At 66.3% G+C, this 19,608-nt stretch carries 14 protein-coding genes; 9 read left to right on the top strand and 5 right to left on the bottom strand.

Features of this window, described 5'->3' with window-relative positions:
• Window position 1: 1 nt before the first annotated feature.
• The 8 genes from ccmI (at window position 2) to C8J36_RS07795 (ending at window position 11,230) form a co-directional block, all read left to right on the top strand.
• On the top strand, window positions 2-1,189 hold the full coding sequence (ccmI, locus tag C8J36_RS07830; protein WP_132533871.1) for a c-type cytochrome biogenesis protein CcmI: 1,188 nt from the start codon (window positions 2-4) through the stop codon (window positions 1,187-1,189).
• Window positions 1,186-1,671, top strand: coding sequence for a cytochrome c maturation protein CcmE (gene ccmE, locus C8J36_RS07825; protein WP_132533869.1), 486 nt, complete (start codon window positions 1,186-1,188; stop codon window positions 1,669-1,671). The genes ccmI and ccmE overlap by 4 nt, the downstream gene beginning before the upstream one ends.
• Window positions 1,668-3,656: a heme lyase CcmF/NrfE family subunit gene (locus tag C8J36_RS07820; protein WP_132533867.1), complete on the top strand. Its 1,989-nt coding sequence runs from the start codon at window positions 1,668-1,670 to the stop codon at window positions 3,654-3,656. Before ccmE ends, C8J36_RS07820 begins: the two co-directional genes overlap by 4 nt.
• Before the next feature lie 47 nt (window positions 3,657-3,703).
• On the top strand, window positions 3,704-4,153 hold the full coding sequence (locus tag C8J36_RS07815) for a cytochrome c-type biogenesis protein (protein ID WP_132533983.1): 450 nt from the start codon (window positions 3,704-3,706) through the stop codon (window positions 4,151-4,153).
• A gap of 131 nt (window positions 4,154-4,284) precedes the next feature.
• Entirely contained in the window at window positions 4,285-5,877 is a 1,593-nt protein-coding gene (locus tag C8J36_RS07810) for a Do family serine endopeptidase (RefSeq protein ID WP_132533865.1), read from the top strand.
• Window positions 5,878-6,011: 134 nt separating this feature from the next.
• Window positions 6,012-6,725 (top strand): response regulator transcription factor, encoded by a 714-nt coding sequence (locus C8J36_RS07805; protein ID WP_062594729.1) that lies wholly within the window; start codon window positions 6,012-6,014, stop codon window positions 6,723-6,725.
• Window positions 6,722-8,131 (top strand): ATP-binding protein, encoded by a 1,410-nt coding sequence (locus C8J36_RS07800; protein ID WP_132533863.1) that lies wholly within the window; start codon window positions 6,722-6,724, stop codon window positions 8,129-8,131. The genes C8J36_RS07805 and C8J36_RS07800 overlap by 4 nt, the downstream gene beginning before the upstream one ends.
• Before the next feature lie 96 nt (window positions 8,132-8,227).
• A complete protein-coding gene (locus C8J36_RS07795; RefSeq protein WP_132533861.1) occupies window positions 8,228-11,230 on the top strand; it encodes a bifunctional [glutamine synthetase] adenylyltransferase/[glutamine synthetase]-adenylyl-L-tyrosine phosphorylase in 3,003 nt (1,000 codons plus the stop codon).
• 47 nt (window positions 11,231-11,277) lie between these two features.
• On the opposite strand, the gene C8J36_RS07790 is transcribed toward C8J36_RS07795, so the two are convergent.
• Entirely contained in the window at window positions 11,278-13,605 is a 2,328-nt protein-coding gene (locus C8J36_RS07790) for an ATP-binding protein (protein ID WP_165914990.1), read from the bottom strand.
• A gap of 206 nt (window positions 13,606-13,811) precedes the next feature.
• Complete coding sequence (gene pepN, locus C8J36_RS07785) at window positions 13,812-16,460, bottom strand: aminopeptidase N (RefSeq protein WP_132533857.1); 2,649 nt, start codon at window positions 16,458-16,460, stop codon at window positions 13,812-13,814.
• A gap of 325 nt (window positions 16,461-16,785) precedes the next feature.
• Here pepN and C8J36_RS07780 point away from each other — a divergent pair, with 325 nt between their 5' ends.
• Window positions 16,786-17,724, top strand: coding sequence for a DMT family transporter (locus C8J36_RS07780; protein WP_062594734.1), 939 nt, complete (start codon window positions 16,786-16,788; stop codon window positions 17,722-17,724).
• A 317-nt stretch (window positions 17,725-18,041) separates the two neighbouring features.
• Here the strand turns inward: C8J36_RS07780 and C8J36_RS24825 are convergent, their stop codons facing one another.
• The 3 genes from C8J36_RS24825 to C8J36_RS07775 form a co-directional block, all read right to left on the bottom strand.
• Window positions 18,042-18,182 (bottom strand): hypothetical protein, encoded by a 141-nt coding sequence (locus tag C8J36_RS24825; protein ID WP_165914989.1) that lies wholly within the window; start codon window positions 18,180-18,182, stop codon window positions 18,042-18,044.
• A gap of 106 nt (window positions 18,183-18,288) precedes the next feature.
• The gene (locus C8J36_RS24820; RefSeq protein ID WP_165914988.1) at window positions 18,289-18,465 is read right to left on the bottom strand and encodes a hypothetical protein; all 177 of its coding nucleotides are present in this window, start codon (window positions 18,463-18,465) and stop codon (window positions 18,289-18,291) included.
• A gap of 177 nt (window positions 18,466-18,642) precedes the next feature.
• Complete coding sequence (locus C8J36_RS07775) at window positions 18,643-19,554, bottom strand: uracil-DNA glycosylase (protein ID WP_132533981.1); 912 nt, start codon at window positions 19,552-19,554, stop codon at window positions 18,643-18,645.
• Window positions 19,555-19,608 lie beyond the last annotated feature (54 nt).

Raw genomic sequence — 19,608 nt, 5'->3', positions numbered from 1 at the left:
CATGCTGTTCTGGATCATCGTTGCCGTGATGACCGCCGCCGTCGCGGCGCTGCTTCTCCTGCCGCTCTTGCGGGCCGGCAGGGCGGAGGCCGTGGCCGGCGACTATGACGCCGAGGTCTATCGCGACCAGCTGGAAGAGTTGAAACGAGACGCCCGGACGGGGATGATCGCGCCCGAAGAGGCCGAGCTGGCCCGCGCCGAGATCGCCCGGCGGCTGCTGGCCGCGAGCGCCAAGGCAGAGCGGAACCGGGCGGAGCGGACCCCGGCGGTCGGGGGGATGTCGGCCCATGGCCGCACCAACCGGCTGGCGCAGGCGGCCGTCATCGTCGTGCTGCCTCTGGTCGGGCTCTGTCTCTATCTCAACACCGGCAGCCCGGAGCTGCCCGATGCGCCGCTTTCGGCGCGGATCGCCAATCCCGGCGACGACATCGAAATCCTCATCGCCCAGGCCGAGCGGCAGCTCGCCGCCCGTCCGGACGACGGCGCCGGTTACGACGTGCTCGCGCCGATCTATTATCGCAGCGGCCGTTTCGACGATGCCATCTCCGCCTTTTCCAACGCGATCCGCCTCAACGGACCCTCGCCGCAACGGCTGGGCGGCTATGCCGAAAGCCTGATCGCGCGCTCCGGCGGTCTGGTGGCGGCGGAGGCGCGCAAGGCGCTGGAACAGTCGCTGGTGCTGCAGCCCGAAGATCCGCGCGCGCGCTTCTACCTCGCGCTGGGGCTGGAGCAGGACGGCAAGGCGGCCGAGGCACTGACGGCCTTCCGCGCGATCGTCGCGACCTCGCCGGCCGGCGCGCCCTGGCTGCCGCTCGTCAACCAGCATGTCGCCGCGCTCGCAGCGTCCGACAAAGCGCTGGCCGACAAAGGGCTGGCCGACAAAGCGCCGGCGACGCTTGGCGGGCCGGATGCGGCCGCGATCGCCAGCGCCGAGGCGATGAGCACCGGCGACCGGCGGCAGATGATCGAAGGCATGGTGGCAAGCCTCGCCGCCAAGCTGAAGGAGGAACCCGCCAACCTCGAGGGCTGGCAGCGGATCATCCGCTCCTATGCGGTGCTGGGCGAGACGGCGAAGGCAGAAGGCGCGCTGCGCGACGGGCTCGCCGCGTTTCCGGGAGACGGCGAGGGCGGACGGCAACTGCTGGCGCTGGCCGCGGAACTGGGCATCGACACGGGGAGAGCACCATGACGCGCGCGGTGACAGGTGGCACGACGAGAGGGTCGGCGCGCAAGCGGAAGCGGCTGGGCCTGATCGCCGGCGGCGTCGGGTTCCTGACGCTGGCCGTGCTGCTCGTGCTTTTCGCCTTCAGCCAGGCGGTGGCCTATTTCTACGTGCCGGCCGATCTCGAAAAGGCGCATGTCGCGCCGGGGACCCGCATCCGGCTCGGCGGGCTCGTGGCCGCGGGTTCCGTGGAGCGGAGCGCGGGCACGACGGTGACCTTTACCGTGACCGACACGCTGGCCAAGGTGCCGGTGACCTATACCGGCATGCTGCCCGACCTGTTTCGCGAGGGGCAGGGCGTGGTGGCGGAGGGCGCGATGAACGATGCCGGCGTGTTCGTGGCCGATACGGTGCTGGCCAAGCATGACGAAACCTATATGCCGAAGGACGTGGCCGACCGGCTGAAGGCGCAGGGCGTTTCGCTCGGCGGGCAGGAGGTGATCCGATGATTGCGGAACTCGGGCACTACGCGCTGGTGCTGGCGCTGGCGACCAGCCTGTTGCAGGCGGCGCTGCCTTCGATCGGCGCGTGGCGACGCGACACGGCCCTGATGGCGAGCGGCACCTCGGCCGCCTATGCGACCTTCATCCTCGTGGCCCTGTCCTTTGCCGCGCTGACCCATGCGCACGTGACGTCCGACTTCTCCGTCGAGAATGTCTGGGCGAATTCGCATTCGGCCATCCCGCTGATCTACAAGTTTTCCGGCGTCTGGGGCAATCACGAGGGCTCCATGCTCCTGTGGATGCTGATCCTCACCTTCTTTTCGGCGCTCGTCGCCCTCTTCGGCGGCAATCTGCCGGCCACGCTCAAGGCGCATGTCCTGTCGATCCAGGCGCTGATCGCCACCGCCTTCGCCCTCTTCGTGCTCCTGACCTCCAACCCGTTCGCGCGGCTGGTGCCGGCGCCGGGCGAGGGGCAGGACCTGAACCCGGTGCTGCAGGATATCGGGCTCGCGATCCATCCGCCGCTGCTCTATCTCGGCTATGTCGGCTTCTCCGTCTGTTTCTCCTTCGCCGTGGCGGCGCTGATCGAGGGGCGGCTGGATGCGGCCTGGGCACGCTGGGTGCGGCCCTGGACGCTCGCCGCCTGGAGCTTTCTGACGGCGGGCATCGCCATGGGCTCCTACTGGGCCTATTACGAACTCGGCTGGGGCGGCTGGTGGTTCTGGGATCCGGTCGAGAACGCCTCCTTCATGCCCTGGCTTGCCGGAACCGCACTGCTGCATTCGGCCCTGGTCATGGAAAAGCGCGAGGCGCTGAAGATCTGGACGGTGCTGCTGGCGCTGATGACCTTCTCGCTGTCGCTGCTCGGCACCTTCCTCGTGCGCTCCGGGGTGCTCACCTCGGTGCATGCCTTCGCGACCGATCCCCGGCGCGGCATCTTCATCCTCGTGATCCTCATCCTTTTCATCGGCGGGGCGCTGACCTTGTTTGCGCTCAGGGCGGCGCGGCTGAAGGCGGGCGGGCTGTTTGCGCCGATCTCGCGCGAGGGGGCGCTGGTCTTCAACAACCTGATCCTGACGACCGCGGCGGCGACCGTGCTGACCGGCACGCTCTATCCACTGGCGCTCGAAGCCCTGACCGGCGACAAGATCTCCGTCGGCCCGCCCTTCTTCAACATGACCTTCGGCCTCCTGATGCTGCCGCTTCTCTGCGCGGTGCCCTTCGGGCCGCTGCTGGCCTGGAAGCGCGGCGACATCCTCGCAGCCGGCCAGCGGCTTTTTGCCGCCGTCGCCTTCGGCCTCGTCGTCGGCGCGGGAATTGCCTATGCACAAGGCGGCGGGCCGGTTCTCGCGCTGCTCGGGATCGCGCTCGGCGCCTATATGATCGGCGGCGCGGTGACCGATCTCGTGCTGCGCTCCGGCCTCGGCAAGGTGCCGCTCGCCACCGCCCGGCGGCGGCTGTCCGGCCTGCCGCGCTCGAGCTTCGGCACGGCGCTGGCGCATGCCGGCGTCGGCGTGACGATGATCGGCATCGTCGCGGTGACGGCGTTCCAGAGCGAGCATATTCTGGCGATGACGCCGGGGCAATCGACCGAGGCCGGCGGATATGCGCTGCGCTTCGACGGCCTGAAGGCCGGGCAGGGGCCGAATTACAGCGAGGAACGCGGGCATTTCACCATCAGCCGCGCCGGCATCGTCGTTGCCGACGTCTGGTCGGCGCGGCGGCTCTACACCGCGCGGCGCATGCCGACGACGGAAGCGGGCATCCTGACCTTCGGCACGAGCCAGCTCTACGTCTCGCTCGGCGACGACCAGGCGAATGGCGGCGTCGTCGTGCGCATCTGGTGGAAGCCGCTGATCCTCTGCATCTGGGGCGGCACGCTGCTGATGATGCTCGGCGGCGCGGTGTCGCTCAGCGACCGGCGCCTGCGCATCGGCGCCCCGTCGCGAGCGCGAAAGCCGGTCCGACCCATCGCCGAGGCAGCGGAATGACGGTGCTCGGGCCCCTGGCGCGCCGGTGCGCCGGTATCGCGGCGACGATGCTCGTTGCCCTGATGCTCGGGCTGATGACGATCGGGCCGGCGCTGGCGGTCAATCCGGACGAGGTACTGTCTGATCCGGCGCTGGAGGCGCGGGCGCGGGCCCTCTCGGGGCAACTGCGCTGCATGGTCTGCCAGAACCAGTCGATCGACGACAGCAATGCCGAGCTTGCCAAGGACCTGCGCCTGATCGTGCGAGAGCGGCTCGCCCGCGGCGACACCGATACGGCGGTGATCGACTACGTCGTCTCGCGCTACGGCGAATTCGTGCTGCTCAAACCCCGCTTCGAGGCCAAGACGCTGATCCTCTGGGGAACGCCCGTCGTGCTGCTGCTCGCCGGCGGCACCGCCATGCTGCTCGCCGTCCGCCGCCGCCGCGAACGGCCTCCTGCCCCCGACCCGCTGTCGGCGGAGGAAGAGGGGCGGCTGCGCGCCGTTCTCGACGACTGAGTGCGTTTTTCCCAACATTACCAAATGTTCATGCCCAAGACATTCCCTCGTAAGGTGGGCGGGCCTATCTCTTTGGTCATCAGCTGTTTCCTCCAGTCACAGCCCGAGCAGAGAAGAAAAGGCATATCAGGATGACAACGACACGTTCTTTCCGCCCCTCCTTGAAGACCGTCCTGAAGACGTCCAGCGTCGCCGGTCTCGCGGCCGTCATGCTCTCCACGGGCATCCCCGCCGCCATCACCAGTTCCTTTGCAGAACCCGTCCGCATCACGGCGCCGCAGCAGGTTCCGAGCTTTGCCAACGTGGTCGACGCCGTCTCCCCGGCCGTCGTCTCCGTTCGCGTCCAGAGCCGTGCGAACCCGGTGTCGGAAGATGCGACCAACGGCTTTTCGTTCGACTTCAACGGTCGCGGGTTCGACGACCTGCCGGACGATCACCCGCTGAAGCGTCTCTTCCGCGAATTTGGTGGCCAGAACGGGGGCCCGAACGGTGGGCCGCAGCACGGCCCGAACGGCCCGCATGCCGAACGCGGCCCGCATGGCAAGGGTGGCGAAGGCCGCCTGCGCCCGACTTCGCAGGGCTCGGGCTTCTTCATCACCGAAGACGGCTACCTTGTCACCAACAACCACGTCGTCAGCGACGGCTCGGCCTTCACAGTCGTGCTGAACGACGGCACCGAACTCGATGCCAAGCTCGTCGGCAAGGACAGCCGCACCGATCTCGCGGTGCTCAAGGTCGATGACAAGCGCAAGTTCACCTATGTCAGCTTCGCCGACGACAGCAAGGTTCGCGTCGGCGACTGGGTCGTGGCGGTCGGTAACCCGTTCGGCCTCGGCGGCACGGTGACCTCCGGCATCGTCTCGGCCCGCGGCCGCGACATCGGCTCCGGCCCGTATGACGACTATCTGCAGGTGGATGCGGCGGTGAACCGCGGCAACTCCGGTGGCCCGACTTTCAACCTCGAAGGCCAGGTCGTCGGCATCAACACCGCGATCTTCTCGCCGTCGGGCGGCAATGTCGGCATCGCCTTCGCCATTCCGGCTTCGGTGGCGAAAGACGTGGTCGAGGACCTGATGAAGGACGGCAGCGTTTCGCGCGGCTGGCTCGGCGTGCAGATCCAGCCCGTCAACAAGGACATCGCCGACAGCCTCGGCCTGGCGGAAGCCAGCGGCGCGCTGGTGGTCGAGCCGCAGCCGGGTTCCCCGGGCGAAAAGGCCGGCATCAAGAAGGGCGACGTGGTGACCGCCGTCGATGGCGATCCGATCAAGGGACCGCGCGAACTCGCCCGCAAGATCGGCGCGATGAAGCCGGGCAGCTCGGTGGATGTCTCGCTGTGGCGCGACGGCAAGTCGCAGAGCGTCAAGCTGGTCATCGGCACGCTGCCGGACGACAAGCAGGAAGCCGCCGCCGACCCGACGCAGCCGGAAGAGCCGTCGCAGCCCGCAAGCGAGAAGGCGCTGGCCGACCTCGGCGTGACGGTTGCGCCTTCCGAGGACGGCCAGGGCGTGACGATCTCGGAGGTCGATCCCGATAGCGACGCGAGCGATCGCGGCCTGAAGGAAGGCGAGAAGATCGTCTCGGTCAACAATCAGGAAGTGAAGTCCGCGGACGACATCCTGAAGGTGATCAGCCAGGCGAAGAAGGATGGCCGCTCCAAGGCGCTGTTCCAGATCCAGGCCGACAATGCCAGCCGCTTCATCGCGCTGCCGATCGACCAGGGCTGATCGGGCCTCGATAGACGGATGGCGCGCCGCGAAATCGACGAGGTTTCGCGGCGTTGCCGTTTTCAGGGGCCGGATGTTCCAACAAAGCCCCTCTGTTGTCAGGGAAACACTGTGAAAGTGACGGGACCGGCATTATGGTCAGCCACATGAAGATATTGATCGTCGAGGACGACCTCGAAGCTGCAGCCTATCTCTCCAAGGCCTTCCGCGAGGCGGGGATCGTCAGCGACCAGGCGAGCGACGGCGAAAGCGGCTTGTTCATGGCGAGCGAGAACAGCTACGACGTTCTGGTGATCGACCGCATGCTGCCGCGCCGTGACGGCCTTTCCGTCATCACCGAGCTGCGCGCCCGCGGCATCCACACGCCGGTGCTCATTCTCTCCGCGCTCGGCCAGGTGGACGACCGGGTGACGGGCCTGCGCGCGGGCGGCGACGACTATCTGCCGAAACCCTATGCCTTCAACGAGCTTCTGGCCCGCATCGAGGTGCTCGGCCGCCGCAAGGGCGCGCCGGAACAGGACATGATCTACCGCGTCGGCGATCTCGAACTCGACCGGCTGTCCCACACCGTCAAGCGCCAGGGCCGGGAGCTTCTTCTCCAGCCGCGCGAATTCCGCCTGCTCGAATATCTGATGAAGAATGCGGGGCAGGTGGTGACGCGCACCATGCTGCTCGAAAATGTCTGGGACTATCATTTCGATCCGCAGACCAACGTCATCGACGTGCATGTGTCGCGCCTGCGGGCGAAGATCGAGAAGGACTTCGACCAGCCGCTGCTGCGGACCGTGCGCGGTGCCGGCTACATGATCAAGGACGAACCCAGGATCGAAGGGCGCGCCGAGGCATGAGCCGTGTCGGCATTCTGATGCGCACGACGGCCGTGCGCTTGTCGGCCCTCTATCTCGTGCTGTTTTCGCTCTGTGCCGCCTTCCTCGTTTTTTACGTCACCGGCATGTCGCAGCGGCTGCTCGACCAGCAGACCAAGGATGCCGTGAGCGCCGAGGCGACGCAGATCGAGGCGATCTACGGGCGTGCCGGGGTCAACGGGCTTTTGCGGACGCTGGAGCGACGCGCGCGCCAGCCGGGGGCCGCCCTCTATGTCATCGCCGGCCCGACGGGGGAGATCCTCGCGGGCAATGTCGCCTCGCTGCAGCCGGGCCTGCTCGACAAGGAAGGCTGGACGGACGAAGCCTTCGCCTACCAGCGCTACACGGACGAAACGCGCAAGGACCGGCACGTGGCGCTCGCCCAGGTGCTCTTCCTCGACAACGGGCTGCGCGTGCTGGTCGGCCGCGACCTGCAGGAGCCGGAGAAATTCCGCGTCCTCGTCCGCCAGGCGCTGATGGTGGCGCTCGGGGTCATGGGCGTCGGCGCCCTGATCATCTGGTTTGCCATCGGCCGCAATGCCCTGAAGCGCATCGACCGCATGTCGGATGCGAGCACGCGCATCATGGCGGGCGACCTGTCGCAGCGCCTGCCGATGAGCGGCTCCGGCGACGAATTCGATCGCCTGTCGGAATCGCTGAACGCGATGCTCGGCCGCATCGAGAAGCTGAACGAGGGCCTGCGTCAGGTCTCCGACAACATCGCCCACGACCTGAAGACGCCGCTGACCCGCCTGCGCAACAAGGCGGAAGCGGCGCTCGCCCACAACACCTCGATCGACGGCTATCGCGGCTCGCTGGACGAGATCATCAACGAATCCGACCAGCTGATCCGCACCTTCAACGCGCTGTTGATGATCTCCCGCGTCGAGGCCGGGTCTTCGGCCGCGGAGATGAGCGACGTCGATCTGTCGCAGAGCGTGGCCGATTGCGTCGAGCTTTACGAGCCGCTGGCGGACGAGCATGCGCTGTCGCTGGAGGCCGAGGTCGAGCCGGGCATTTCCGTTACCGGCAACCGCGAGCTGATCGGGCAGGCGCTCGGCAACCTCATCGACAATGCGGTCAAATATTCGGAGGGCGCGGCGGACGCGCGCATCCTCGTGAAGCTGTCGCGGCGCGAGGGCGGCGCGGTCGTGTCGGTCGCCGATTTCGGCCCCGGCGTGCCCGATGACAAGCGCGAGGTCGTGGTTCAGCGGTTCGTGCGGCTCGACCAGAGCCGGTCGAAGCCCGGAACCGGCCTCGGCCTGTCGCTGGTGGAAGCGGTCATGGAACTGCACCACGGTCGTCTCGCGCTGCGCAGCACGATGCCGGAGGCCGACGGCGCCAAGGGGCTGACGGTCGATATGATCTTTCCCCAGATTCCGACCTGAAAACCCCCGTCGATCCGGCCTTGTCTCCAAACCGATGCACGAATTCGGCAGAGATGCTGTATGAGTCTTCGGAAAACGTCGTGATCGGGAGGTTTCATGACATCGGGAGGTTTCAACGCGGGGCACACGACAGGGCACACGGCAAGGCACACGACGGGGCAGGAGACGCCGGCCGGGCTGGCGGCGCTGGCGACATGCGCGCTCAAGCCCATCAGCCAGACGGAGGCGCGCAGCGTCAGTGCCGATCTGAGGGCGATGACGAAGGCGGAGCCTGCGCTGCAGCCGCGTCTGGAGGCGGCCCCCGTGCTGCGGGAGTTTCTCGTCGCGGCCTTTTCCCTTTCGCCCTATCTGCGCGATATCGCGGTCGCCCATCCGGCCCTGCTTCTGCGGGTGATCGGTCAGCCGCTCGGAGCCCTCCTCGAAGAGACGATTTTCGAGGCGCGCGAGAGCTGGCGCGGTGCCGAGGTCAGCGACACCCTGTTGATGGAGCGGTTGCGCAGGGCCAAGCGAACCGCAGCCTTCGCGCTCGCGCTCCACGATCTCGCGCGGTTGACGGACGCGCGCGACAGCGCACGACTGCTGAGCCGGTTCGCGTCCGCCGCCACGTCCGCCACGATCGATCATTTGTTGCTCGGCGCGCATCGCGGGGGCAAGATCCGGCTTCAGGACGAGGACCGGCCGAGTGACGGCTCGGGCGTCATCGTGCTCGGCATGGGCAAGCTCGGTGCCGACGAGCTGAACTATTCCTCCGACATCGATCTCGTCGTGTTCTACGAGCCGGAAATGCTTGGCTTTGCCGATATCCTCGACGCGTCCGACATCTTTGCGCGGCTGCTGCGCCGGCTGGTGCGGATCCTGCAGGAGCGCACGGGCGACGGCTATGTGTTTCGCACCGACCTGCGCCTGCGGCCCGACCCCGGCGCGACGCCGCTGGCGATCCCGGTCGAGGCTGCGCTGATCTATTATGAAGGGCGCGGGCAGAACTGGGAACGGGCGGCCTATATCAAGGCGCGTCCCGTGGCCGGCGATCTGGAGGCCGGCGAGCGGTTCCTGAAGGCGCTGCGGCCCTTCGTCTTCCGAAAGTATCTCGACTACGCCGCCATTGCCGACATCCACTCGATCAAGCGGCAGATCCATGCGCACAAGGGGCATGGCGAGATCGCGGTGAAGGGGCACAATGTCAAGCTCGGCCGCGGCGGCATCCGCGAGATCGAATTCTTCGTGCAGACCCAGCAGCTGATCGCAGGCGGGCGCTCCGCGGCCCTGCGCGGACGCGAGACGGAGGCGATGCTGGCGGCGCTCGCCGAGGCCGGCTGGATCGACGGGCGCACGCGGGACGAGCTGACGCAGGCCTACTGGTTCCTGCGCGATGTCGAGCACCGTATCCAGATGGTCCGCGACGAGCAGAGCCACACGCTGCCGACGACGGAGGCCGAGCTGAAGCGCATCGCGCTGATGGCCGGTTTTGCCGACACGAAGGCGTTCGGCGAGGCGCTGTCACGGGCCATGCGCACGGTGGAGCGGCGCTATATCCAGCTGTTCGAGCGCGAGGCCGAACTGTCCTCGGACCTCGGCAACCTCGTCTTCACCGGACAGAAGGACGACCCCGACACGCTGGAAACCATTCGCGGCCTCGGTTTCGAGCGGCCGCAGGACATCGCCCGCGTGATGCGCACCTGGCACAATGGCCGTTACCGGGCGACGCAATCCGTCGAGGCGCGCGAGCGGCTGACGGAGCTCACCCCCCGGCTGTTGAAGGTCTTCGGCGAGAGCCGGCGGGCCGACGAGGCACTGCTGCGCTTCGACGGATTCCTCGCCAAGCTGCCGGCCGGCATCCAGCTGTTCTCGCTGCTCGGCAACAATCCCGCGCTGCTCTCGCTCATCGTCACCATCATGTCGGCAGCGCCCCGGCTGGCCGACATCATCGCGGCCAAGCCGCATGTCTTCGACGGCATGCTCGACCGGCGGGTGCTCAACGAAATGCCCGAGCGGGACGATCTGGCGGGGCGGCTGGACGACTTTCTCTCCACGGCGCGCCATTACGAGGACCGGCTCGACCGGCTGCGCATCTTCGCATCCGAACAGCGTTTCCTGATCGGAATCCGGCTTCTCACCGGGGTGATCGACGGTTCCAGGACGGGCAGGGCCCTGACCGACCTTGCCGAGATCGTCGTTGCCGCCGCCTTCAGGGCCGTCCGACATGAGATTGCCGAGGCGCATGGCGAGATCGCCGGCAGCCGGGTGGCGCTCGTGGCGATGGGCAAGGCCGGCAGCCGCGAATTGACGGCGGGCTCCGACATCGACCTGATTCTCATCTACGACCATGATGGCGATGCGGCGGATTCGGACGGGCCGCGCCCGCTCGACGCCGCGCGCTACCACGCCCGCCTGACGCAGAGGCTGATCGCCGCTCTCTCGGCGCCGACGGCCGAGGGCGTGCTCTACGAGGTGGACATGCGCTTGCGCCCGTCCGGCAACAAGGGGCCTGTCGCCACCCGCCTGCCCGCTTTCGTCAAATATCAGCGCGAGGACGCCTGGACCTGGGAGCACATGGCGCTGACCCGTGCCCGCCCGATCGCCGGCGATCCGGACATGATGAGCACGACGGCCGATGCGATCCAGGCCGTGATCCGGGAGCCGAGCGACGCGGCGGTGGTGCGAAAGGATGTGCGCGAGATGCGCGTCCTCGTCGAAGCGGAGAAGCCGCCGGAGAATGCCTGGGACCTGAAACTCATCCCCGGCGGTCTCGTGGATATCGAGTTTTCGGCGCAGGCCATGTTCCTCCTCGCTTCGGCGCAGGGGCAGGCTTTGCCGGTCTGCGGCCTGCCGACGATGGAGGTGCTGGAACAGCTCGGCCCGAGCTTCCTGGCGCCTCCGGATCTTGCGCTGCTGACACAGGCGCTCGCCCTGATGACGGAGCTGTCGCAGATCATCCGCCTCTGCATCGACGGGCCGTTCGATCCGCAACAGGCGCCGGCCGGGCTGGTCGAGCGGCTGTGCCGGGCCGGCGACGCGCCCGACATCAAGGTGCTGGAGAGCGAACTGCGGCGACTGACAAAGGCCGTGCGCCGCATTTTTCTCGCGCTCGTGACCGGTTGAACCCCAACCAGAGCCAATTTAGCCAGAGACGTCCTAGCCAGAGCCGTCTAGACAGAATCCGGGATACGCACCGAGATGATCGTGCCGACGTTCTCGGCCGAATGGATCTTCATGCGGCCGCCATGCAGGGTGGTCAGCGAGCGGGAGATGGCGAGCCCGAGGCCCGAGCCGCCCTTGCTCTTGGCATACTGGCTCTGCACCTGCTCGAACGGCAGGCCGATCTTGCGCATGGCCGAGCGCGGGATGCCGATGCCGGTATCGGCGATGGTCAGCATGACCGCGCCGGAAACCTTGCGGGCCCGCAGCGAGATGCGCCCGCCGTCATTGGTGAACTTCACGGCATTCGACAGGAGGTTGAGCAGAACCTGCTTCATCGCCCGGCGGTCCGCGACCATGGTCAGGCCCGAGGACACCTGATGCATGACGCTGATGTTCTTCTGCGTGGCCGGCACGGTGGTCAGTCGCAGCGTTTCCTCGATCAGCGGTGCGAGATCGATCCGCTCGCGGTCGATCCGCATCTGCCCGGCCTCGATCTTCGACATGTCGAGAATATCGTTGATGACGTTGAGGAGATGCTTGCCGCTGTCGTGGATATCGAGCGCATACTCGCCGTATTTGTCGGAGCCGAGCGGGCCGAACATGCGGTTCTTGAGGATTTCCGAAAAGCCGAGGATCGCGTTCAGCGGCGTGCGCAGCTCGTGCGACATGTTGGCGAGGAACTCGGATTTCGCCCGGTTGGCCGCTTCCGCGCGCTGCTTTTCGGCAAGGTAGTTGGCGTTGGCGATCGACAGTTCCGATTTCTGATGTTCGAGCGTCATGCGCGAGGTCGAGAGATCGCCGATGGTCGCCATCAGCCGGCGCTCGGACTCGCGCAGGCGCACCTGGTGGCGCTTCAGGAGCGTGATGTCGGTGCCGACGGACACGAGACCGCCATCGCGCGTGCGGCGATCGTTGATCTGCAGCCAGCGCTGGTCGGCCAGCTGGACCTCCGAGGTCGAGGAATGATTGGAGCGATCCGGATCGGCGATGCGTCGTTCGATGATCGGGCGGGCCGAGGCGGCATTGACGGCCGACCGCTCGGTGCCGGGCACGAGCACGGTGTCGGGAAGCTGGTAGGCCTGCTGGTAATGCGTGTTGCACATCACGAGACGGTCGTTCTTGTCCCAGAGCACGAAGGCTTCCGAGGTACACTCGATGGCGTCGGCCAGCCGCTGGTCGGCTTCGGCATAGCGCTGGGCGAGGCGGTGCTGCTCGGTCACGTCCATGGCGATGCCGATGAGGTGCACGCGGTCGCCACTGGTGCGGATTACCTGCGCGCGGGCACGCAGCCAGACATAGTGCCCGTCGGCATGCCGCATGCGGAACACGTGGTCGATGTGGCGGATGTCGCCGCGGGCGATCGAGCGGGCGACCTTGTAGAGGCCGGTATCGTCGGGATGCATCAGCCGGGCGGCATCGCCGAAGGAGAGCACGCTGCCCTGCGGCGTCATGCCCAGCATCTCGTACATCGAGCGTGACCAGAAAAGCCGCCGGTTCGGCATGTCGAAATCCCACAGCCCGCACCGGCCGCGCGACAGCGCGGTCTCGACGCGCAGGTTGGATTCGGCAAAGATCTGGTCGGCGTCGCGCGCGCGCTTGGCCTGGATGTAATAGGCATAGAGCACGACGAGCAGGATGGCCGAAATGCCGGCAAACAGCGTGACGTTGAGCGAGACCTCGTCGCGCCAGAGCCGGTCCATATGCGCGAGCGGCGTCGCCACCATCAGCGTGCCGGCCTTGTCGCCCACCTGCATCAGTGCGACGACATATTCGCTGCCGCCGATGAAGGCGTTCATGACCGTCGAGCGTTCGCCGAAATACTGGAAGGCGGCGATTTCCGGCGAGATCGCCGACAGCGCGCGTCCGGTAAAGGCCTTGCCCTCCGACGAGGAGGCGAAGATGCGACCGTCATTGCGAACGCCGAGCGCGAAAGCGCCGGGGGCGAGCATGTCGGGCGTGAGAAGATCGTTGAGCGCCTGTTCCACCGGCGCGCGCTGTGCCTGGTCGAAGAGGAGGTGCGCCTGCGGGGCGAGGATCGCTTCGGCTGCGGTGGCCGCCATGACCGTCGTCTGGCGGGCGCTGTTTTCCATCCGGGCATATTCGTTGACGATGCCGCTGATGCGGGAGATGGCGACCACGATGAGGAACGCCGTGATCAGCACGGGAATGGAGCGCTTCAGCAGCGGCTCCGCCTTGTTGAGCCGGCTCGAGGCCGGCGCGGCCAGACCGCGCACATGCCGCAGGAAAGCCTGTTCAAGGCTCGCAAGGCCCGGGAATCGTGGGCGCAGCCCATCCCCGGCCGCGCGCATCTGCTGCGCTTCCGCCATCTTCGTCAAATCTTTGAACCTCGTTTGATTCGACGCGCCGCTCGCCCGAATCTGGCTCAATGAATCAATTCGGATTCTTCTTGTCCAGTGAAAAGGCTAACGAGAGGTTAACCAGTTCTCACCGGTACGAATTCGCAGCTTGCCGCGCCGCGAATCCGGTTTTTCCTGTAAGCCGTTGAAAAGAATCAGGCATTTGACGCGCCCGATCCGGAAAGTCAGCCGTTCAGGGTGCGCTCGACGATGTCGCTGACATCGGGCGAAAGCTTCGCGCCAGCTGCGATCTCACCGAGCGCCGCACGGGCCTGTTCGGCCCGTCCGGCCTCGAGCGAACGCCAGGAGCGCATCGCGGTGAGGATGCGCGCGGCGAGCTGCGGGTTGCGCGGATCGATCTCCAGGATCTGGCGGGCGAGGAAACGGAAACCCTTGCCGTCCGCCCGGTTGAAGCCGGTCGGATTGGAGAAGGCGAAGGTGCCGACGAGCGCGCGGACGCGGTTCGGGTTGAGACCGTTGAAGAGCGGATGCGTCATCAGGGCCTCGACGCGCTCCAGCGTCGCGGCGCCGGGAATGGTCGCCTGGACGGTGAACCACTTGTCGAGAACGAGCGCATTGTCCGCAAAACGCGTCTGGAAGCTCTCGAGCGCCTTAGCGGCCTCCGGCGTATCCGGGAAGCGGTGCACGAGGATGGTCAGCGCCTGGACGAGATCGGTCATGTTGTCGGCGGCGGCGAAGGCCTCGACGGCTCGGGCCGGGATGTTTTCGGCGAGCACGAGGTAGGACAGGGCGCCATTGCGCAAGGCGCGGCGACCGGCGCTCGCGGCATCCGGAGAGAATGCCTCCGACGAGCCCATGGTGTCGAACAGGCGGGCGAAGGTCTCCCGCGCAGAAACCGCAATGGCCGTCATGATCTCGCGCCGGGCGGCGAAGATGGCGTCCGGGTCGTTGTCCCGGCCGATCTCCCGCGCAATATCCGACTCGCTCGGCAGCGCCAGCGCCTGGGCGCGGAAGGCCGGCTCCAGCGCGTCGTCCGAAACCGTCGCCATCAGCGCGTCGATGAGCGACGCGTCGCACACGACCGGCGTGCCGGCGCGGACGCTGGCGGTCGCGGCCACCAGCGCGTCGAGCGCCATGTCGTTCAGCGCCTGCCAGCGCGCGAAAAGATCCGTCTCGAACCGGGCGATATGGGCGCGGTCGGCCAGGGATTTTTCGAAATGCAGGTTGATCGGGGCGGAGAAGCCGCGATTGAGCGAGACGACCGGCCGCGAAGCGATGCCCTCGAACGTCACGGTCTGGCTGCGCTCGACGAGATGCAGAACGTCGCCGGTGACCTCGGCGCCGGTCACGCCCGACGGCTGCGCGATCGTGCCGTCTTCCGAGATCAGCGCGAAGCGAAGCGGGATGTGCATCGGCTGCTTCGTGCTCTGGCCGGGCGTCGGCGGCACGGTCTGCTCCAGCGCCAGCGTGAAGGTCTGCCGGTTCGCGTCGAAGGTGCCCGATGCGCTGACGAGCGGTGTGCCTGCCTGGTGGTACCAGAGTGCGAACTGCGCGAGATCGCGACCGCTCGCATCCTCGAAGCAGCGCACGAAATCCTCGATGGTCACGGCCTGCCCGTCATGGCGCTCGAAATAGAGGTCCATGCCGGCCTTGAACAGATCGGGCCCGAGCAGGGTCGCGATCATGCCGGTGACTTCCGAGCCCTTTTCGTAGACGGTCGTCGTGTAGAAATTGTTGATCTCGCGAAAGTGCGTCGGCCGGACCGGATGCGCCAGCGGGCCGCCGTCTTCCGGGAACTGCTCGGCCTTCAGATGACGGACTTCCGCGATGCGCTTGACGGCGCGCGACCGCTGGTCGGCGGAAAACTGGTGGTCGCGATAGACCGTCAGGCCTTCCTTCAGGCACAGCTGGAACCAGTCGCGGCAGGTGATGCGGTTGCCGGTCCAGTTGTGAAAATATTCGTGCGCGATGATCGCCTCGATATTGGCGTAGTCCTGATCGGTGGCGGTTTCCGGATCGGCCAGCACGTATTTGTCGTTGAAGACGTTGAGCCCCTTGTTCTCCATGGCGCCCATGTTGAAATCGGACACGGCGACGATCATGAAGATGTCGAGATCGTATTCGCGGCCGAACGCTTCCTCGTCCCAGCGCATGGAGCGTTTCAGCGCGTCCATGGCGTAGGCCGCGCGCGGCTCCTTGCCGTGCTCGACATAGATCTTCAGAACGACCTCGCGGCCGGACATGGTGGTGAAGCTGTCCTCGATGACGCCGAGATCGCCGGCGACCAGCGCGAAGAGGTAGCTGGGCTTGGGATGCGGATCGAACCAGGCGGCGAAGTGCCGCCCGTCGCCCATGCCCGCACCGCCGAGAAAATTGCCGTTCGAGAGCAGCAGCGGCACCGTCGCCTTGTCGGCGATGATGTTGACCGTGTAGACGGCGAGAACGTCGGGCCTGTCCGGGAAGAAGGTGATGCGGCGGAAACCCTCGGCCTCGCACTGTGTGCAGTAGACGTCGTTCGTCCGGTAGAGGCCCATCAGCTTGGTATTGGTCTGGGGCGAAAGCTCGGTCGTGACGGTGATTTCGAACGGCGTGCTTTCCGGCAGGCCGCGAATGGTCAGCGTCGCCGCGGTCTCGGTGTAGTCTTTTGCGGCGATCGGCTCCTGATCGAGCGCCAGCCCGGTCATTTTCAGCTCGTCGCCATCCAGCACCAGCGGACGATCGGCAGCAACGCCTTCGCGGCGATGGAAGATCAGCCGGGCTTCGACCTTGGTTTCCAGCGGATCCAGTTCGAATGTCAGATCGACGCGCTCGAGCACGAAATCCGTCGGTTGATAATCTTCGAGGTGGATAATCTGGCCCGTGTCCGTCCGCATGTTTCGTTTTGCTCCCGAGGCAGCCTGAGAAGCCGCTCGCAAGGGTGCGAGGGCCAGTGCCGATCAAAGACCTGAACAATTACGCGTTTCGGCCTAACAAGATTTTAAGCAATAAGCCATTTTCAAGCGGACATCATCCTTTTCGAATCACTATTTCTTGGGTGCCCCGCGCCGGGGGGGGGGGCCGCACGCTGCACGTTCGCGCGCGGATATCTGCAACTTTCCGCCCAAGGCGATTCCGGTTTGCGGATTTATGCAGTAGGCTTGCGATTCTCCGCGCCGCCTCAGGCTCCCTTTCCCTTCTCGTGCATGCAGGACCGATCTTATGGATCGCGACGAGCCCAACCCGCTTCTGGGTATTGCTCTCAAAGTATCTTCCGTTCTCGTTTTCGTGGCGATGTCGACCTTCATCAAATCGGCGGGCGACGGTATCGCTACGGGGCAGATCACCTTCTACCGCTCCGCTTTCGCCATGGTGCCGATTCTCGGCTATCTCGCGATCAAGGGCGATCTCGGCACCGCCTTCAGGACGCGCGATCCGTTCGGGCATCTCATTCGCGGCTTCATCGGCATTCTCGCCATGAGCTGCGGCTTCTACGGCCTGACGCATCTGCCGCTGCCCGAGGCGATCGCCATCGGCTATGCCATGCCGCTGCTCGCCGTCGTCTTCGCCGCCGTGTTCTTGAAAGAGGTCGTGCGCATCTATCGCTGGTCGGCCGTCATGGTCGGTCTTGTCGGGGTGATGATCATCACCTATCCGCGGCTGACGCTGTTTGCCGGCGGCGGTGGCGAGGCCGGCGCGGCCTATGGCGCGCTCGCGGTGCTGATCTCGGCAGCGCTCGGCGCCACCGCGATGGTGCTGGTGCGCAAGCTGGTGATGAACGAGCGGACGCACACGATCGTGCTCTATTTCTCGCTGTCGGCCTCGCTGTTCTCGCTGCTGACCTTGCCCTTCGGCTGGGAGCCGCTCAGCTGGCGCGCCTTCCTGTTCCTGATGGCGGCAGGCTTTTGCGGCGGCGTCGCGCAATTGCTGCTGACGCAGAGCTATCGCTATGCGGATATGTCGACCATCGCGCCGTTCGAATACACGTCGATCGTGCTCGGCCTCGTGATCGGCTACTGGCTGTTCGACGACGTGCCCACCATCACCATGCTGATCGGCACCGCCATCGTCATCGGTGCCGGCATCTTCATCATCCTGCGCGAACACCGGCTGGGTTTGGAACGACGGGCCGCGCGCAAGCATGTGACGCCGCAAGGGTGACACGGTCGCGGTTGCGTAAAGAGGGTCAGGGAGGGGAGAGGGTCAGGGAGGGGAGAGGCTGTGCGGGTGGCGTCGGGTGAAGACCCTAGGGCTAACGCGGATCGACCGAAGAGATGAGGTGGCAGCGTTCGCGACGCCGTCGTTCTCTCAGATGGGCGCCTTCTCAAACGGCTGTCTTCTCAAGCGGGTTGGTGCGGCGAAGAGGCAATGCCGAGGCGCCTCACGCCTGAGGCGCAAGACTGTGCGGTGGTTTTGCAATAACGACATGCGCAAAACGACGAGCGAAAGCGCAACACGCTGATCTGGAAGATCGCGCCTTAACGCGGCAGCAGGCCGAAGGTACCGCGGTTCACATCGGACGACGCGCGGAGATCGCGACTGAGGTCGGAAAAGGTCTGGGAGGCGCGCACGGCGATCCGGATGTCGGAGAAAAAAGCGTTGAGAGCGCGAATGGGCATGGGGCAGTCTTTCAGTTGCGTCCGGAGACCGCCCGGATCGACGTTCGTCAGTCTCGTGATGACCGACAAACCGCCGGACGGGCTCAGCGATCGTCGCTGAGACGGCTTAGCGCTGGATGAATTCGGCGTAGATGGTGGCAGGACGTGCGGCACGGGCATAGCCGGCGGCGGTCATCTGCTCGTTTGCTGCCGAGCCGAAGCCGCTGAACGGCGTACGGAGGGCAGAGCCACTGCGGCGGAGCGTTTCGAAGCCGCAATGCAGGGGGCGCGGACGGGTGTTCATTGTCAGTTCCTTAAATTCCGTTCCTCCCGTGATGCTATATTGCGCCGCACCATGCTTTTCACAAGCCGTGAAGTCGGGTTGCTGCCATGCGCAACTTGCATGGCTTTTTGCATGCATCCTTCACAGTTTCTTCAAGATTACGAATCGCGCGCAGAAACGCCTGCCCATGCCGACGTTTCAGGCGTCGTCCGGTGCGGCGAACATCTGCAGGTCCTGCCAGGCGAGGCGCTTGCAGATCGGGGCCGACATCAGGTCCTGCGGATGCAGCGTTGCCAGCGCCCGAAACGTCTCGCCGCCGGTGGTGATCGTCCGCCAGTCGCCGCGCATTTCGTGGATCGTGTCGCTGCCGCCGAAGAAGAACCGTGCCGCGAAATTGCCGAGCACCAGGACGCGCCGAGGCCGGGCGAGCGCAAACTGCCGGTCGAGAAAGGGCCGGCAGATCTCTAGTTCGCGCGCCGACGGCATGCGGTTGCCCGGCGGCCGCCAGGGAATGACGTTCGTGACCAGCACGCCCGCGCGCTCGAGGCCGATCGCGGCCAGCATCTTGTCGAGGAGATCGCCCTGCCGTCCGGCGAAGGGCCGCCCGTCGCGGTCGTCGTCGCCATTCGGTCCCGGCCCGACGATCATCAGCCCGGCGGCCGGATCGCCCTCGGCAAAGACCAGATTGCGGGCGCTGTTGCGCAGGTTGCAGCCGGTAAAACCGTCGAGCGCAAGCTTGAGATCGGCGAGCGTCTGCGCCGAGCCTGCGGCGATCCGCGCCTCTGCCACGGCCTGCTCGTCGGGAATGGCGACCCGCGTCGAGACCGGGCGGGGTGCGGGGTCGGACTTGCCGCGGCCCTGCTGCTTTTCCACAGCGGGGGGGTGCGCGCGCCCGCCAGCCTCATTTTTGGGCGTCGTTCTGGACGAGCCTTGCGATTCCCGCAGAGCTTCGTCACGGACGCCGGATCCGGCGCCACCGCGTGTCGCCTGACTGGCGGCAAAGGCGGCGATCCGGTCAATCGGGTCGTCCTCCAGAAGCCAGTCCACGCCGGAATCCGCATGGAACGCGAGAAGCACCGCAAGCTCGTGCGGCGACATCGCATCCAGGATCGGTCCGTCGGCAAACCGTGTCTCGTCGGGGGAGGTCATGGGTCAAGGTTTACA

The organism is Rhizobium sp. PP-F2F-G48 (assembly GCF_004342335.1).
GTDB lineage: Bacteria > Pseudomonadota > Alphaproteobacteria > Rhizobiales > Rhizobiaceae > Ferranicluibacter.
The sequence above is the reverse complement of the archived record's forward strand: the minus strand, read 5'-3'. Positions and strand labels throughout refer to the sequence as shown.

Excerpts from the sequence above, each read along its gene's own strand:
- ccmI (WP_132533871.1), top strand. The coding sequence starts at position 2 with ATGCTGTTCTGGATCATCGTTGCCGTGATGACCGCCGCCGTCGCGGCG.
- ccmE (WP_132533869.1), top strand. The coding sequence starts at position 1,186 with ATGACGCGCGCGGTGACAGGTGGCACGACGAGAGGGTCGGCGCGCAAG.
- C8J36_RS07820 (WP_132533867.1), top strand. The coding sequence starts at position 1,668 with ATGATTGCGGAACTCGGGCACTACGCGCTGGTGCTGGCGCTGGCGACC.
- C8J36_RS07815 (WP_132533983.1), top strand. The coding sequence starts at position 3,704 with ATGCTCGTTGCCCTGATGCTCGGGCTGATGACGATCGGGCCGGCGCTG.
- C8J36_RS07810 (WP_132533865.1), top strand. The coding sequence starts at position 4,285 with ATGACAACGACACGTTCTTTCCGCCCCTCCTTGAAGACCGTCCTGAAG.
- C8J36_RS07805 (WP_062594729.1), top strand. The coding sequence starts at position 6,012 with ATGGTCAGCCACATGAAGATATTGATCGTCGAGGACGACCTCGAAGCT.
- C8J36_RS07800 (WP_132533863.1), top strand. The coding sequence starts at position 6,722 with ATGAGCCGTGTCGGCATTCTGATGCGCACGACGGCCGTGCGCTTGTCG.
- C8J36_RS07795 (WP_132533861.1), top strand. The coding sequence starts at position 8,228 with ATGACATCGGGAGGTTTCAACGCGGGGCACACGACAGGGCACACGGCA.
- pepN (WP_132533857.1), bottom strand. The coding sequence starts at position 16,460 with ATGCGGACGGACACGGGCCAGATTATCCACCTCGAAGATTATCAACCG.
- C8J36_RS07780 (WP_062594734.1), top strand. The coding sequence starts at position 16,786 with ATGGATCGCGACGAGCCCAACCCGCTTCTGGGTATTGCTCTCAAAGTA.
- C8J36_RS24825 (WP_165914989.1), bottom strand. The coding sequence starts at position 18,182 with ATGCCCATTCGCGCTCTCAACGCTTTTTTCTCCGACATCCGGATCGCC.
- C8J36_RS24820 (WP_165914988.1), bottom strand. The coding sequence starts at position 18,465 with ATGAACACCCGTCCGCGCCCCCTGCATTGCGGCTTCGAAACGCTCCGC.